The organism is Nocardia vulneris, assembly GCF_001613425.1.
Lineage (GTDB): Bacteria > Actinomycetota > Actinomycetes > Mycobacteriales > Mycobacteriaceae > Nocardia > Nocardia vulneris.
The window spans coordinates 114,998-130,899 of the sequence record NZ_BDCI01000035.1 but is presented as its reverse complement, the minus strand read 5'-3'; the positions used below and the strand labels follow the sequence as shown (position 1 = coordinate 130,899).

The 15,902-nt window shown below is 69.2% G+C and carries 12 protein-coding genes; 4 read left to right on the top strand and 8 right to left on the bottom strand.

From position 1 onward, the window contains the following. Positions 1-34 precede the first annotated feature (34 nt). Together NVU01S_RS30420 and NVU01S_RS30415 are read right to left on the bottom strand one after the other, a co-directional pair. The gene (locus NVU01S_RS30420) at positions 35-1,234 is read right to left on the bottom strand and encodes a sensor histidine kinase (RefSeq protein WP_043667901.1); all 1,200 of its coding nucleotides are present in this window, start codon (positions 1,232-1,234) and stop codon (positions 35-37) included. A 127-nt stretch (positions 1,235-1,361) separates the two neighbouring features. Beyond that, positions 1,362-1,802, bottom strand: a complete 441-nt coding sequence (locus NVU01S_RS30415) for a hypothetical protein (RefSeq protein WP_043667899.1) — start codon at positions 1,800-1,802, stop codon at positions 1,362-1,364. Positions 1,803-2,159: 357 nt separating this feature from the next. On the opposite strand from NVU01S_RS30415, the gene dnaE reads away from it, so the two are divergent. Then, positions 2,160-5,708 carry a DNA polymerase III subunit alpha gene (gene dnaE, locus NVU01S_RS30410; protein WP_043667896.1) on the top strand — a complete coding sequence of 1,183 codons (3,549 nt, stop codon included), beginning with the start codon at positions 2,160-2,162 and terminating at the stop codon, positions 5,706-5,708. A 441-nt stretch (positions 5,709-6,149) separates the two neighbouring features. Here dnaE and NVU01S_RS30405 read toward each other — a convergent pair whose 3' ends face one another. The 3 genes from NVU01S_RS30405 to NVU01S_RS30395 form a co-directional block, all read right to left on the bottom strand. Continuing rightward, complete coding sequence (locus NVU01S_RS30405; RefSeq protein ID WP_043667894.1) at positions 6,150-7,340, bottom strand: Cmx/CmrA family chloramphenicol efflux MFS transporter; 1,191 nt, start codon at positions 7,338-7,340, stop codon at positions 6,150-6,152. Between the two features lie 75 nt (positions 7,341-7,415). Continuing rightward, on the bottom strand, positions 7,416-7,988 hold the full coding sequence (locus tag NVU01S_RS30400; RefSeq protein ID WP_043667893.1) for a TetR/AcrR family transcriptional regulator: 573 nt from the start codon (positions 7,986-7,988) through the stop codon (positions 7,416-7,418). Positions 7,989-8,069: 81 nt separating this feature from the next. Beyond that, positions 8,070-8,687 carry a class I SAM-dependent methyltransferase gene (locus NVU01S_RS30395; RefSeq protein ID WP_043667891.1) on the bottom strand — a complete coding sequence of 206 codons (618 nt, stop codon included), beginning with the start codon at positions 8,685-8,687 and terminating at the stop codon, positions 8,070-8,072. A gap of 270 nt (positions 8,688-8,957) precedes the next feature. Between NVU01S_RS30395 and NVU01S_RS30390 the strand changes: the two genes are divergently transcribed. Continuing rightward, positions 8,958-10,208 (top strand): serine hydrolase domain-containing protein, encoded by a 1,251-nt coding sequence (locus NVU01S_RS30390; protein WP_043667889.1) that lies wholly within the window; start codon positions 8,958-8,960, stop codon positions 10,206-10,208. 57 nt (positions 10,209-10,265) lie between these two features. On the opposite strand, the gene ilvA is transcribed toward NVU01S_RS30390, so the two are convergent. Both ilvA and NVU01S_RS30380 read right to left on the bottom strand, forming a co-directional pair. Continuing rightward, positions 10,266-11,621, bottom strand: a complete 1,356-nt coding sequence (ilvA, locus tag NVU01S_RS30385) for a threonine ammonia-lyase IlvA (RefSeq protein ID WP_043667887.1) — start codon at positions 11,619-11,621, stop codon at positions 10,266-10,268. A gap of 78 nt (positions 11,622-11,699) precedes the next feature. Further along, positions 11,700-12,134 (bottom strand): nitroreductase family deazaflavin-dependent oxidoreductase, encoded by a 435-nt coding sequence (locus NVU01S_RS30380; RefSeq protein ID WP_043667886.1) that lies wholly within the window; start codon positions 12,132-12,134, stop codon positions 11,700-11,702. 110 nt (positions 12,135-12,244) lie between these two features. On the opposite strand from NVU01S_RS30380, the gene NVU01S_RS30375 reads away from it, so the two are divergent. Then, a complete protein-coding gene (locus NVU01S_RS30375) occupies positions 12,245-12,487 on the top strand; it encodes a hypothetical protein (protein ID WP_043667884.1) in 243 nt (80 codons plus the stop codon). Here the strand turns inward: NVU01S_RS30375 and NVU01S_RS30370 are convergent. Next, positions 12,467-15,154 (bottom strand): helix-turn-helix transcriptional regulator, encoded by a 2,688-nt coding sequence (locus NVU01S_RS30370; protein WP_043667882.1) that lies wholly within the window; start codon positions 15,152-15,154, stop codon positions 12,467-12,469. The genes NVU01S_RS30375 and NVU01S_RS30370 overlap by 21 nt on opposite strands. 121 nt (positions 15,155-15,275) lie before the next feature. Between NVU01S_RS30370 and NVU01S_RS30365 the strand changes: the two genes are divergently transcribed. Next, positions 15,276-15,887: an MspA family porin gene (locus NVU01S_RS30365; protein ID WP_226887434.1), complete on the top strand. Its 612-nt coding sequence runs from the start codon at positions 15,276-15,278 to the stop codon at positions 15,885-15,887. The last annotated feature ends 15 nt before the right edge of the window (positions 15,888-15,902 follow it).

Here is a 15,902-nt window from a genome sequence, read left to right as displayed (position 1 = left end):
GGCAGCGCGCCGGGTAGCCGCCTGGTTTCCCTCATCACGCCTGGATGCCCGCGCGGAACTTCGGCACGCGCAGCGAGACCTTGGTGCCCGCGCCGGGCGCGGTCTCGACGGTCAGGCCGTAGTCGTTGCCGAAGGCGGCGCGCAGCCGGTCGTCCACATTGGCCAGGCCGACATGCGCGGACTCACCGGAACCGGCCGGGCCCTTACCGGTTTCGACGGCGTCGAGCGCGCCCGAGCGGAGCAGTTCCGGATCCATGCCGACGCCGTCGTCCTCGACACTGATCAGGCAATCGGTGCCCGCGTCGGCCGCGGTGATGTGCACCGTGCCGCCGCGCGCCGCGCCCGCCAGGCCGTGCCGGACCGCGTTCTCCACCAGTGGCTGCAGCGCGAGGAAGGGCAGCACCACGCCGAGCACCTCCGGCGCGATCTGCAACCGGACGTCGAGCGCGTCGCCGAAGCGGGCGCGTTCGAGCGCGAGATAGCGCTCGATATTGCGCAGTTCGTCGGCCAGCACGGTGAATTCGCCCGCGGCGCGGAACGAATAGCGGGTGAAGTCGGCGAATTCCAGGATCAGTTCGCGGGCCCGATCCGGGTCGGTGCGCACGAACGAGGCGATCGTGTTCAGCGCGTTGTAGATGAAATGCGGGCTGATCTGGGCGCGCAGCGCGCGCACCTCGGCGCGATCGAGCCGGGCCCGGGAGGCGTCCAGCTCGGCCAATTCCAGTTGGCCGCAAGCGTATCGAGCGACCTCGGCCACCGCGCCGAGCCAGCCCGGCCCGGGGCGGCCGGTGGTGACGACGCCGATCGCCCCCGCCACCCCGGTGCTCTCGATCAGCAGCGGCTGCGCGAGCAGCGTGCGACCGGCGTGCTCGCTGCTACCCGGCCCGGCGACGAGCACCGGCCGTTCGCCGGTGACCGCCCGCTTGGCCGCCTCGGTGAAATGCTCGGCGAGTTCGGCGTGCGGTCCGTCCCAGGCGAGCAGCGTGCCGTCCGGGTCGGCGATGCCGAGCGCCTCGGCGCCGGTGAGCACCCGCAGGTGCGGCGCGGATTCGCGTGCCGACTGCTCGGTGAGCCCGCGGCGCAGCGGAATCGCCGCCAGCGACGCGGTGTGCAGCGCGGTGTGCACCGCGCGCTCGGCCGGCGTGGTGACCACCCGGCGGGTGCGCGGCCAGATCACCAGCGCCCCCGCGATCATGGCGGCCGAGACCACGAGGGCGACGATGGTCGCCGTCACCGCGCGGCCGATAGCGCCGGAACTTCGTTCATCCGCCGATTATCGCGCCCGGGCACCGCTCGTATACCGGTGCCGCGCATGTGCTGTCCTCGTACCCGGGCGTGCGGACGCGACTTTGTGCGCCGCGTCAGCCCTGGTACTTGTCGACCCGGAACTCGACCTCGCCGGGTTCCGGGATATGCGCGGCCCCGACCGTCAACGTCGCGGTGAACTTGCCCAGGCCCGGATGGAACAGCGCCGAACGGCCGCTGTTGCTCCAATATCCGGGGCCCTGCGCGGTCACCGTGAACGTGCCGGTCTCGCCGGTGTCCACGTTGCGCCAGTTGAGCGTGAGCGGCAGAGTGCAGCCGCCTACGCCGTACATCGTGGTCGCCACGTAGAACCCGGCGTGTTCCGGATAGGCGTTGCCGGTGACGCCGGAACTGACCGACGCGACGCACAACCCCTGGCTGAACGAGTAGACGGTCGCGAACGAGTCGTGCAGCTGGGCGGCGGCCGGGGCGGCGGTCGCGACCAGGGTCGCGACGGCGACGGCGGGAACGGCGAACAGTGCTTTGAGCGAAATCATCAATACCTCGGCAGGATTGGGAACACCCGTGTCTGTCTGTAGTGACTATGCCCCCGATGCCGCGGTGTCATCCCCGATTTGCTGCCCTCGATTCCGGGGGCAGCACCGTGTGGTCCGGCGGTGACCGACGCGGCCGTTCGCGTCGAGTAGGGTCGGGCGGTCCGCGCTGGACGTCGCTCGCGGAAATCGGACTCTCTGCGGGGGTCTTGCCGGACGCGCCGGTGATCTTCGACACCGACACGCCGGGGGCTCCTGGGATGTCTCGATGCGCCGCGCGCGCCTCGAAAAAAATGTCGTACCGACGTGCCTAGAATCGCTAGGCCAACCCCCGTCGAGACCTTGGGAGGAAGGACCGTCTTGGCCGCCTCGTCCGGATCGTTCGTTCACCTGCACAACCACACCGAGTACTCCATGCTCGATGGTGCGGCAAAGATTTCGCCCCTGTTCGCGGAGGCGAAACGGCTGGGAATGAACGCGGTCGGGATGACCGACCACGGCAACATGTACGGCGCCTCCGAGTTCTACAACTCGGCGAAGAAAGCCGACATCAAGCCGATCATCGGCATCGAGGCCTACATCGCGCCCGCCTCCCGCTTCGACACCAAACGCGTGCAGTGGGGCGATCCGAGCCAGAAGGGCGACGACGTCTCGGGCTCCGGCGCCTACACCCACATGACCATGGTCGCCGAGACCGCGACCGGTCTGCGCAACCTGTTCAAGCTCTCGTCGCTGGCCTCGCTCGAGGGCCAGCTCGGCAAGTGGGCGCGGATGGACGAGGAGATCATCGCCCAGTACGCCGAGGGCATCATCGCGACCACCGGCTGCCCCTCGGGTGAGGTGCAGACCAGGCTGCGCCTGGGCCACGACCGGGAGGCCCTGGAGGCCGCGGCCAAGTGGCAGGAGATCTTCGGTAAGGACAATTTCTTCCTCGAGATCATGGACCACGGGCTGTCCATCGAACGCCGGGTCCGCGAGGGTCTGCTCGAGGTCGGCCGCAAGCTCGGCATCCCGCCGCTGGCCACCAACGACTGCCACTACGTCACCAAGGACCAGTCCACCAACCACGAAGCGCTGCTGTGCATTCAGACCGGCAAGACGCTCTCCGACCCGACCAGGTTCAAATTCGACGGTGACGGCTACTTCCTGAAGTCCGCCGAGGAGATGCGCGCGCTGTGGGACGCGGAGGTGCCCGGCGCCTGCGACAACACCGTGCTCATCGGTGAGCGGGTGCAGTCCTACGACGACGTGTGGGCCTTCAAGGACCGGATGCCGGTGTTCCCGGTGCCCGAGGGGGAGGACCAGGATTCGTGGCTGCGCAAAGAGGTCGACCGCGGCCTCGAGCGCCGGTTCCCCGGCGGTGTGCCCGAGGAGTACTACAGCCGCGCCTACTTCGAGCTCGACGTCATCAAGCAGAAGGGCTTCCCGGCCTACTTCCTCGTCGTCGGTGACCTCGTCTCGCACGCGAAAGAGGTCGGCATCCGGGTCGGTCCCGGCCGTGGTTCGGCGGCCGGGTCGCTGGTCGCCTACGCGCTGGGCATCACCAATATCGACCCGATCCCGCACGGCCTGCTGTTCGAGCGGTTCCTGAACCCGGAACGCCCGTCCGCGCCCGATATCGATATCGACTTCGACGATCGCCGCCGCGGTGAGATGGTCCGCTACGCCACCGAGAAGTGGGGCAGCGACCGGGTCGCCCAGGTGATCACCTTCGGCACCATCAAGACCAAGGCCGCGATCAAGGACTCCGCGCGAGTCCTGTTCGGCCAGCCCGGTTTCGCCATCGCCGACCAGATCTCCAAGGCGCTGCCGCCGCCGATCATGGCCAAGGACATCTCGGTGGCCGGCATCACCGATCCCGATCACGAGCGGTACAAGGAAGCCGCCGAGGTCCGCGAGCTGATCAGCACCAACCCCGATGTCGCGAAGATCTACGAGACCGCTCGCGGCCTCGAGGGCCTGATCCGCAACGCCGGCGTGCACGCCTGCGCGGTCATCATGTCCTCCGAGCCGCTGACCGACGCGATCCCGGTGTGGAAGCGGGCCCAGGACGGCGCCATCATCACCGGCTGGGACTACCCGTCCTGCGAGGCCATCGGCCTGCTGAAGATGGACTTCCTCGGCCTGCGCAACCTCACCGTCATCGGTGACGCGCTGGACAACATCAAGGCCAACCGCGGCGTCGACCTCGACATGGACAACCTGCCGCTGGACGATCCCGCGACCTACGAATTGCTGTCCCGCGGTGACACGCTCGGCGTCTTCCAGCTCGACGGTGGCCCGATGCGCGACCTGCTGCGGCGCATGCAGCCGACCGGCTTCAACGACATCGTCGCGGTGCTCGCGCTGTACCGCCCCGGCCCGATGGGCATGAACGCGCACAACGACTACGCCGACCGCAAGAACGGGCGGCAGGAGATCAAACCGATCCATCCGGAGCTCGAAGAGCCGCTGAAGGACATTCTCGCCGAGACCTACGGCCTGATCGTCTACCAAGAGCAGATCATGTTCATCGCCCAGAAGGTCGCCAGCTACACCATGGGCAAGGCCGACGCACTGCGTAAGGCCATGGGCAAGAAGAAGCTCGAGGTGCTCGAAGCCGAGTACAAGGGCTTCCACGAGGGCATGACGAACAACGGGTTCTCCGAGGCCGCGGTGAAGGCCCTGTGGGACACCATCCTTCCGTTCGCCGGCTACGCGTTCAACAAGTCGCACGCCGCGGGCTACGGCCTGGTCTCCTTCTGGACCGCCTACCTCAAGGCCAACTACCCGGCCGAATACATGGCCGGGCTGCTCACCTCCGTCGGTGACGACAAGGACAAGGCCGCGGTCTACCTGTCGGACTGCCGCCGCCTGGGCATCACCGTGCTGCCGCCGGACGTCAACGAGTCCGAGCTGAACTTCGCCTCGGTCGGCAAGGACATCCGGTTCGGCCTCGGCGCGGTGCGCAACGTCGGCGCCAACGTGGTGTCCTCGATCATCGCCGCGCGTAAGGAGAAGTCGAAGTTCACCGACTTCTCCGACTACCTGAACAAGATCGACGCGATCGCCTGTACCAAGAAGGTCACCGAATCCCTCATCAAGGCAGGCGGATTCGACTCGCTCGGGCACCCGCGCAAGGGTCTGCTGCTGGTGCACTCCGATGCCATCGACGCGGTGATGTCCACCAAGAAGGCCGAGGCGATCGGGCAGTTCGACCTGTTCGGCGGCGTCGACGCGGACGAGTCGGTGGCCTCGGTGTTCAACGTGAAGGTGCCCGACGACGAGTGGGAGTCCAAGCACAAGCTGGCCCTCGAGCGCGAGATGCTCGGCCTGTACGTGTCCGGGCATCCGCTCAACGGCGTCGAGCATGTGCTCGCGGCGCAGGCGGATACGCAGATCCCCGCCATCCTCGAAGGCGATATCAAGGACGGCGCGCAGGTGACCCTCGGCGGCATCCTCGCCTCGGTCAACCGGCGCATCAACAAGAACGGTCTCGCCTGGGCGTCCGCGCAGCTCGAAGACCTCTCCGGTGGTATCGAGGTGCTGTTCTTCCCGCAGGCCTACTCGGTCTACGGCATGGACGTGGTCGAGGACGCGGTGGTGCTGGTGAAGGCGCGGGTCTCGGTCCGCGACGATCGCATCTCGCTCATCGCCAACGACCTCGCCGTCCCCGACCTGTCCTCCATCGGCGTGGCCAAACCGCTCGCCGTCACCCTCTCCACCCGCCTGTGCACCCCCGACAAGATCGGCGAACTCAAGCGCGTCCTGTCCCGCCACCCCGGCACCGCCGACGTGCACATCCGCCACGTAGGCGCCCGCGACAAAACCACCCTCCTGAAACTCGACGACAGCCTGCGCGTCTCCCCCTCCTCGGCATTGATGGGCGATTTGAAAGCGCTGCTCGGCCCGGGCTGCCTGGCAGTCTGAGCCCAACCCTCCGCCCTCCGCCGGGAGGGGTGTGCCCCGAACCGCCGCACCAGTTTTGACGTACCGCACGGGTTTTGACGCCTCGCACCCGCTGTGGCAGGCCACAGCGGGTGCGGGAGGACAGAAAGGGTGCGGGTAGGTCACTGTGTGGCGACCGATGGCCCACGGGCCCGTTGCCTCCGTTCCGCGGTAGCTCGGATGGGGCTAGCGGTCAGCGTGTCGCGCGGTGTGTCGAGTTGGGCGGTTGATCAGGAGGAAATGGTGGCGGCATCGGCCGAGAGGGTTCCGCCACCAGGTCCTGGTGATCGTCTGACCAGGTGTGCCAACTCGCCAAGTGCGGGATCGCTGCGTGAACTTACCCGGCTGTGGCAGGCCACAGCGGGTGCGACACGTCAGAAGGGGTGCGGGTGGGGGCTCGCTGCCGCCCGCATCTCTTCCGGGTCAGTGGGTGAGGGCAGGGGTCGGGTGGTCGGTGACGGTGGAGGCCTCGATCGGCTTGGGGAGTAGCTGTTCGCAGGTGATGGTGGCCAGTGCGGCCAGGCCTATGGCGGCGCCGATCCAGGCGACGCTGGCGTAGCCGAGTCCGGCGCCGATGGCGAGTCCGCCGAGCCAGGGGCCGACGGTGATGCCGATGTTGAAGGATGAGACGTTGAAGGCGGGGGCCAGGGTGGGGCCGTCGGCGGCGAGGTTGAAGACGCGGCTGTTGAGGGTGGGGTTGGTGCCGAAACCGAAGGCGCCCAACAGGAATGCGAGCACCACGACGGGCGCCGGGTATTCGGCGGCGAGGGCCAGCAGAACCGAGGTGATGATCAGGCCGGTGACGCCGATGTAGAGGGTGCGCACGGGATGCGCGTCGGCGGTGCGCCCACCGATGACGATGCCGAGGAAGCTGCCGACGCCGTACACGGCGAGCACGATCGGGATCCAGAACCCGTGCAGGCCGGTGGTTTCGGCGAGCAGCGCGCCGAGGTAGGCGAAGCTGGCCAGGAGGGCGGCGGTGGCGAGGGCGGTGGTGGCGTAGGCGAGCCAGAGCCGTGGATTCACCATGCTGCGCAGTTCTTTGCGCAGATCCGGTGTGGTCTCGGCGCGTCCGGCGGGGATCTTGGTGAGCACGCCGAGCATCGCCAGGGCGGACATGATCGCGACGGTCCAGAACGCGGCGCGCCAGCCGAGGTGCTGGCCGATCACGGTGCCCGCGGGCAGTCCGACGACGGTGGCGATGGTGAGCCCGCCCGCGACGACGCTCATTGCTTTCCCGCGGGCGTCGGCGGGCACCAATCCGATGGCGGTGGTCGCCGCGACCGACCAGAAGCCGGCGTAGACGAAGGCGCCGACGGCCCTGGTCGCGAACAGGATCCAGTAGTCCGAGGTCAGTGCCGCGACCACATGGGTGGCGACGAAGACGGCGAGAAAAGCGAGCAGCGCGGTGCGGCGCGGCAGGCGCAGCGTCGCCACCGCCAGCACCGGCGCGCCGACCAGCATGCCGAGCGCGAAGGCCGAAATGAGCAGTCCCGCTTGCGGAATGGTCACTCCGAGGTCGGCGGAGAGCTCGGTGAGTAGTCCCGAGAGCATCAGCTCCGAGGTGCCCTGGGCGAAAATGGACAGCCCGAGGATGTAGACGGCTAGGGGCATCGGAGACCTCTCCTGTTTTAGATCGTTCGGTTCAAAATTGGGGCAGAGAGTAAGGGGCCGACCGGTTTCGGTCGATCAGAAGGCGTCGAGTGCGGTGCCGGCGATGGCCGCCAAGGCGTCGCGGCTCGCCCCGCCGCGGGCGGCGACGCGCATGCCCGCGATGGTCGCGTTCATGAAGTGCGCGAGTTCGTCGGCGCTCTTGCTGTTGTCGATTTCGCCTGCGCGCCTGCCGCTTTCGAGCGCGTCACGGAGCGCGGCGAGGCGTCGGCGCTGGTCCTCGCGCAGCGTGGCCGCCACCTCGGGGTCGTGCGGTGCGAGTTCGACCATCGAGTTGACGACGAGGCAGCCGAGCGGATCGGCCTCCGGTGCGTCGACCACCTGCCACAGCAGCGCGCGCATCTTCGCCTTCGCGTCCAGGTCGCCGTCCAGGAGGTCGAAGGTGGTGGCGTTCTTGGCGGTCATGTACCGCCGCAGGGCCCGTTCGAACAGGTCGTGCTTGCTGGTGAAGGTGTTGTAGATGCTGCTGCGGCCCAGGCCGGTCGCCTCGCACAGCGCCTGTGTCGAGGTGGCTTCGTAGCCCGCGATCCAGAACGCCCGCATCGCGGCATCCACCGCGCGCTCCTCGTCGAACTGTCTCGGTCGTGCCATGCGGGTCACGCTAGCACATTTTGAACCGATCATTTCAAAATGGGAGTCGAGTGGCCGTTGAACTGCGCTTTCGATAAGCGGCTAGGCGGCGACCGCCACGCCGAGCGACTGCGCGGCGAGAAACCGAGGGGCGTCTTCGCCGTAGAACACATCGATATCGCGGATCTCGAACCCGGCGTCGGTGAGCAGGCCGCGGATATCGCGGTTCAGGTTGCACCCGCCGGCGAAGGTCTTCTGGATCGGATTGAGCCGGTGCTGCCACACCTGCACGCGCTGGTCCGGCGCGAGGCCGTGCTCGACGAAGTGCAGGGTGCCGCCCGGCGCGAGCACCCGGCGCACCTCCGCCAGCGCGGTCGCGACATCGGGGATGGTGCACAACGTCCAAGTGGACAGGGCGCTGTCGAAACTGTTGTCGCCGAACGGCAGCGACTGCCCGTCCAGCCCGGACCGCTCGATCGGCACCCGCGCCGCCGCGACCCGCTCGCTCGCGAGCCGCCAGCCGAGGTCGGCGGGCTCGACCGCACTGACCAGCTCGACGGTCTCCGGATAGAACGGCACGTTCAGCCCCGACCCGAACCCGATCTCCACCACTCGGCCGCTGAGGCCCGCGCACACCCGCTCGCGCAGCGGTTCGTTGAACCGCATCCCGCAGGCCGCGTCCACGATCCGCGGCACCACTCGATCTCGATAGAAACCCACACGCCCACTCTTCCAGCACCCGGGCGATACCGCCACGTCTGTTTCTGAGACGGCGGCTACCGGCCTGCAATCGCGGCGTGGTTCGAACCCGCTGGTCCGTGACTTTTCGGGCGCCGCCGCGGACCTCGACAAGCGTCGCCAACGGGCTGTCCAGCGCCTGCGGGCCGCAGCCGCACACCCGTTCGCGCGCCACTTGCAGGAAGGTCACGAATGGCAACTGTCCGAGACAGACCCATTGCCCGGTGTGACCGTCGCCATTACCGTGGAAAGATGAGCAACGATGCTGCGGGGGGTCTAGCGCCGATCCCCGATGGGACGAGTGGCCGCGCCACCGCCGAATTCGCCCCCCTGGTGCGCGCTTTCGCCAGGACCTTCGGACGCCGTCGCGGGGCGGGCGGCGCGCTGTCGGTGCACCTGCACGGCGAACCCCTGCTCGACATCTGGACCGGCTCCGCGGGCGGCACGTCCCCCTGGACTCAGGACACCGGGTCGATCATCTTCTCCGCCACCAAAGGTGTCACCGCCACCGTCATCCACCGGCTCGCCGACCGCGGACTGATCGATTACGCCGCACCGGTCGCCGAGTACTGGCCGGAGTTCGGCGCGAACGGCAAGGACAAGATCACGGTGCGGCAGACGATGACGCACAGTGCGGGTCTGTCCGCGCTCGCGCCGATCGCCACCGGCCTGGCCGACGTGCTCGATCACGAACTGATGGAGCAGCGTCTCGCGGCCGCGAAACCCGATCGGCTGCTGGGTGTTCCGGCTTATCACGCGCTCACCTACGGCTGGCTGATGGCCGGTCTCGCCCGCGCGGTCACCGGCCGCAGTATGGGCGAGCTGTTCCGCTCCGAGGTGGCCGAGCCGCTCGGCCTCGAGGGCATTCACCTCGGCCTGCCGCCCGAACACGCGCAAACCACGTACGCGCCGCTGGCGGGAACGCACCTGAAGGCGATCGGAAACCCGCTCGGCGCACTGGTATTGGGCCGCAGCCACCGGATCCCCGGCGCGCTCGGGGCAGCGACGCGCTGTCTGTTCCTGCCGGGACTCGAATCCATCCTGGAGGGTGACGCGCCGCCGATCCTGCGCACCGAACTCGGCGCGGGCAACGGCGTGTGCACCGCGTCCGCCCTCGCCGGGATGTACGGCGTGCTGGCCAATGACGGTGTCGCGGACGGGAAGCAGTACCTCGGTGCGCGAACCATCAAGGCGATCCGGCGAATTCAGACCTACCGGCTCGACAACGCGCTGTTCTACGCCCCGATGCTCTGGCGGCTCGGCTACCATTCGCTGCCGATGCCGGGCGCGCGGGCCGGGTTCGGGCACATCGGGCTCGGTGGATCGTTCGGCTGGGCCGAACCGCGCCTGGGACTTTCGGTCGGCTTCGTGCACAACCGGTTGTCGGCGGCGCAGCTGTCCTACGATCAGTCCGCGGCCTTCTGGCTGCTGCCGCTCGTGCTCAACTGCCTGCGGGCCACCCGTCGTATTCCGGTCGAGGTGCCGCAGGAGAAGGCCGCTTGAGCACTACGGCCGCCCCGCGGAAAGCGGTGCGGCCGTAGTCTTTTCGGTCAGGTCAGGTCAGGTCAGGTAGCGGTACGCGGGCGAGCCGGGTTCCAGTCGTTCGCACTGGATCGGCGACTCGTCCATGCGTTCCAGCAGCGGTCCCAGCCCTTCCGGCGTGCCGAGCTCGATGCCGACCAGCGCCGAGCCCGTCTCGCGGTTGTTCCGCTTGACGTACTCGAACGTGGTGATGTCGTCGTCGGGCCCGAGCACCTCGTCGAGGAAGCGCCGCAACGCGCCCGGTTCCTGTGGAAAGTCCACCAGGAAATAGTGTTTCAGGCCGCGGTGCACCAGCGAACGCTCGATGATCTCGCCGTAGCGCGACACGTCGTTGTTGCCGCCGGAGACCAGGCACACCACCGTCGACCCCGGCTGCATGGTCAGCTCGGCCAGCGCGGAAACCGCCAGTGCCCCTGCGGGTTCGGCGATGATGCCCTCGTTCTGATAGAGGTCGAGCATGGCGGTGCAGATCGCGCCCTCGTCGACCTGCATCATCCGGAACGAACTGGTCCCGGTGGGGGATTCGGTGGTGGTCAGTAACGGCAGCGAGGCATGCGAGACCACCCGCCCGCCGAAGCCGGAGACGGCCGCGAACGGCACCGCGCCGATCCGGCGTACCGCCGCACCGTCCACGAACGGGTCGATCTCCGGCAGCGTCACCGGGCCGCCCGCGACCAGTGCCGCGGTCATCGAGGCCGCACCGGCGGGCTCGACGCCGAGGATCGCGGTGCTCGGCGCGCGGTCGCGCAGGTAGGTGCCGATGCCGGCCAGGCAGCCACCGCCGCCCACCGGCACCACGACCAGGTCCGGTGCGGTGCCGAGTTGCTCCAGGATCTCCGGCGCGATGGTGCCCTGCCCGGCGGCGGTGCGGGGGTCGTCGAACGGCGGCACCATGGTCGCGCCGGTGCGGGCCACGTCGTCGGCGGCGGCCGCGGCGGCCGCGTCGTAGGTCTCGCCGATGGCGATCAGCTCCACGAATTCGCCGCCGTGCACGCGGATGCGGTCGCGTTTCTGCTTGGGCGTGGTGGTCGGCACGTAGATGCGGCCCCTGATGCCCATCGAGTGGCAGGCGAACGCCACGCCCTGGGCGTGATTACCCGCGCTCGCGGCGACCACGCCGGCCGCGCGCTCGGTCTCGGTGAGCTGCATGACCAGGTTGTACGCACCGCGCAGCTTGTAGGAGCGGACCGCGGAGAGGTCTTCGCGCTTGAGGTAGACGTTGGCGCCGGTGAGACGGGAAAGCCGCTCGCTGCGTTGCAGCGGAGTCGGCTCGATGATCTCGGCAATGCGCTTGGCGGCAGCGTCGATCTCGTCCGCGCTCAGCGCGGGACGAGAACTGGACAGTGCATCGATGACATCAAGCGGATTGGACACCCGAAATATGCTGCCACCCGCCGCGACAGGCGGGTGCGGCGGGTGGCAGTGCCGTGGCCGATTGCCGCGGGTTCGCGACTACCGCGGGGTCAGCACGAAGACCGGAATCACGCGGTCGGTCTTCTTCGTGTACTCGATGTAGTCCGGCCATACTTCGGTGGCCCGGTCCCACCACAGCTGCCGCTCTTCGCCGAACACCTCGCGGGCGGTGTAGTCCTTGTTCACCTCGCCGTCGCGCAGTTCGACGTGCGGCTCGGCCTTGATGTTGTAGTACCAGACGGGGTTCTTCGGCGCGCCGCCCAGCGAGGCCACGACCGCGTATTCGCCGTCGTGCTCGACCCGCATCAGCGGTGTCTTGCGCAGCTTTCCGGTCTTCGCGCCTTTGGTGGTGAGCAGGATGACCGGCCGGCCTTGCAGGGTGGTGGCTGTGGTGCCGCCGGAGTTCTCGTACTTCTCGGCCTGCTCGCGGGCCCAATCTGAGGTACTCGGTGCGTAATCTCCAGTCAGAGGCATATCGGGGACAACACGGGGCGGGCCGGCGGTGTTCCCCGAGCCTGCTCGCTGTGTCCCCGGCAACATGAAGTTCGGTGGACCGAACTTCGCTGTGCGTATATCCTTACTGGATGGCAGTTGTTCACCCCTCGGCCCGCTCCGCGACGGTTGACATCGCGGGCAGCGCGTGGCCTGTCTACAAGCTCGAGGCGCTCGCCCTCGGGCTGGTGACCTGCTTGATCCTGGCCCTGATCACCGGTTCGCCGCAGGTGGCCGTGCTGGTCGCGGCCGCGGTCGGCGCGGCCCGCTGGATCGCCGGACAGGTCGTGACTCGGCGCGCGGCCGAGCGGGAGCTAGGCCGCGTCGAGCGGTAACTGCGCGAGTTCGCCGCGCGACAGCACGCCCAATTTCGGGTACGCCTTGTAGAGGTGATGCCCGACCGTGCGCGGGCTGAGAAACAACTGCGCCGCGATGTCCCGATTCGACATGCCCTGCGCGGCCAGCCGCACGATCTGTAGTTCTTGCGGAGTCAGCCGCCCGAGCACCCCGCCCGCGGGCTTCGCGGCCGTGCCGACGCCGAGCGCGCCGAGTTCGGTCCGCGCCCGCTCCGCCCACGGTCCGGCGGCCAGCCGCTCGAATGTCTCCAGCGCGGGTTGCAACTGGACCCGCGCGTCGGCTTTGCGGCGTTGGCGGCGCAGCCATTCGCCGTACAGCAGTCGGGTTCGGGCCCGCTCGAACGGGCGCCCGCCCAGCTCGAGCGCGGCGCGATAGTGCTGCTCGGCGTGCGCGTCGTCGACCAGCGCCCGGCAGCGGTGGGCGAGGGCCTCGACCCAATCCTGTTGTGCGCGTGCGGCCCAGGTCTCCAGCCGGACGAGGGCGTCACCGGCCCGTGCCGGCGCGCCGAGCCGCACGGCCGATTCGATCAGATCCGGTATGGCGCGCAGCCCGATGACGTGGTGCCGGCCAGGATCGCGATTCAGCGGTTCCAGCCTGGAAAGCGCGCTGTCGACCTGGCCGAGACCGAGTTCGAGCAGTCCGAGCGCCCAGTACGTCCACTGTGTGCCCGCCGCCGCGGACCCGCCGAATTCCTCCGATCGGGCCCGCTCGACCAGGTCCCGGCAGTCCTGCGCGCGCCCCTCGAGCGCGGCGAGGCAGGCGAGGAAGCTCGACAGCTGGCTGATCCATTGGCCCTGCCCGATGTCCTCGGCGATCCGCAGCCCTTCGGTCGCCGCCACCCGGGCCTCCTGTGGCCTGCCGAGGAACAGCTCGGCTTCGGACCGGAAGAACAGCAGGGTGGGCAGCGCTGCGATGCGGCCCTGATCACGGCATTCGGCGATGAGCAGCTGCGCCAGTTCGGTGACCTGCTCGTCCTGACCGACCACGAGGCCGATGCCGCACATCTGAACCAGGTCGCGCGGGGAGTCGGCGCCCTGGGCGCGGGCCGTCGCCGCGGCCGCGCGCAGGTCGACGGTGAATCGGCCGTGGATGCCCGCGACCGCGTACTCGATGATCGGCGCCAGCGGCTCCGCGGGCGGCAGCGCGAGCGCGGTCAACGTGTCGGCGACCTGCGTGAGTTCCGCGGTCCCGAGGTACCAGGCGGTGTGGATCGCCTGACCGAGGATGCGCGCCGCCCGTACCGGCTCGCTCGCCCGGACCAGGTCCGCGGCGGCCAGCAGCAGTTCGTGGGCGGTGCGAGGTGTGCCCGCGCCGAACTCCGCGGTGGCCAGCACCAGGCGCAGCCGGGCGGTGTAGCCGGGGTCGGAAGTCTGGCCCGTCGCCCGCTCTGCCAGTGCCCGAGCGCGCTCCAATTGTCCTGCCTCGCCCGCGGTTTCGGCGGCGAGGACGAGGCGCCGGAGCCGAGCGGCGGTGTCCACGCTCAACCCGGCGGCCCGCTCGTACGCGGCGACCGCACCGGAATAACCGGAGCGGCCCCGGGCGCGGTCGGCGGTGTCCTCGAGCGCCGCGGCGGTGGCTTCGTCGGGCCCGGTCGCGGCCGAGGCCAGGTGCCACGCGCGCAGGTCGGCGTGTTCGGGTGCGGTCGACACCTCCGCGAGGGCGCGATGCGCGGCCAGCCGCTGGGTCAGCGGCGCGCCCTGGTACACCGCCGAGCGCAGCAGCGGATGCCGGAAGGTGAAGGTCTGTCCGTCGCTGTGCAGCAGTCCCGCGTCCTCGGCGGGTTGCAGGTCGGCCAGCTGTGCGCCCAGTACCCCGGCGGCCGCCAGGACCGGTTCGAGTGCGGTGCTGCCCGCCGCGGCCGCGACGAGCAGCAGGGTCCTGGTCGGCAGCGGGAGCCTGTGCACCCGGCCGTGGAAGGCGACCTGCAGGCGCTGCGTCAGCGGCAACGGATTGAACCCCGCGCCGGGCGCCTCGGCTGCCAGCACCTCCGGAAGTTCCAGCAGCGCAAGCGGATTGCCTGCCGCCTCGGCGAGCAGGCGGTAGCGCACCGCCGGGCTCAGCGCGGTGCCGAGACCGTCCACCAGTGCCGCCGCCGCATCCTGTGCGAGACCGGACACCCGCAGGTCGGGTAGCCCCGGCGCGAGGAATTCGGCGTCCCCGGTGCGCGCGGCGAAGATCATCACGACGCCCTCGGCATCGAGGCGGCGGGCCGCGAACAGCAGCGTCTCCGCGGTCGCCTGATCGAGCCAGTGCGCGTCATCGATCAGGCAGAGCAGCGGGGCGTCGGCGGCCTCCTCGGCCAGCAGCGACAGCACCGCCAAGCCGATGAGCATCCGGTCGGCCGGATCCTGGGCGGCCAGCCCGAACGCGCCGCGCAGCGCGTCGCGCTGCCGGTCGGGCAGCGTGTCCACCAGCGCCATACCCGGACGGACCAGCAGATGCAGTCCGGCGAAAGGCAATTCGGCCTCGGACTCGATGCCCGCGCTGCGCACGGTCGGGAGTCCCTGGGCGGCGGCGTAGTCCAGCAACGCCGTCTTGCCGATGCCGGGCTCGCCGCGGATCACCAGGGCGCCGCTGCGGCCGTCCCGGGCCGCCGCGAGCAACTGATCGATCCGTGCTTGTTCGGCCTGGCGTCCCCGGAGCATGCGCACACCGTATCCGTCTGCTGGACGCTCGATCAGTCATCATCTGACCTCGGGAATTCGCGCGCGGTTCGGTCGTGTCATACGCATGGGAAATAGCGAACGGCTACTACAGTGCGGGACTATGGCGTCGAACGTGAAAAGTGCTGTCCGGGCCGTGGCCGGAACGGTCATGGCCTGTGCGTCCGTGGCGACCTTCGCGCCATCGGCGGGCGCCGAAGTGTTGAGCATGCCGCCGCACGAGAAGACCTACGTCGCGCCCGGTGATTCGGCGATGAAGTTCACCGTGGGCAGCAGGGAAGAGAAGATCCACCGGATTCCGCCGCTGAACTTCATGGGCACCACCCGTGAGGCGCTGGTGAGCACCATCGCCTACGGCAAGCTCGACGGCGCGACCGCCGGCAAACTCCGGATGGGCTACCACGTGGGCTGCGCGGTGACCATCGGCGCGGGCACGCTCGGCGCGACGCCGGACGTGATCATCGCCCAGAACCCCGCGTTCAACCCGAACCCCGTCGCCACGCTGAACATCAGCCCGGGAGAGGTCGGCGAGATCGCGATCGCGGAAAAGGAGATGATCCCCGGCAAGCTGATCCAGCTCAGCGTCCGGGACTTCCACATCAAGGTGAACTCCTGCACCGGGCCGGTCACTCTGCGCCAGTACGCCTACGTGGATTCCAAGTCGCCCGAGGTCGATGATTCCGGGGCCGTCTTCGGCGATCCCACCTGGCTCTGACCGGGCAGTTCCGCC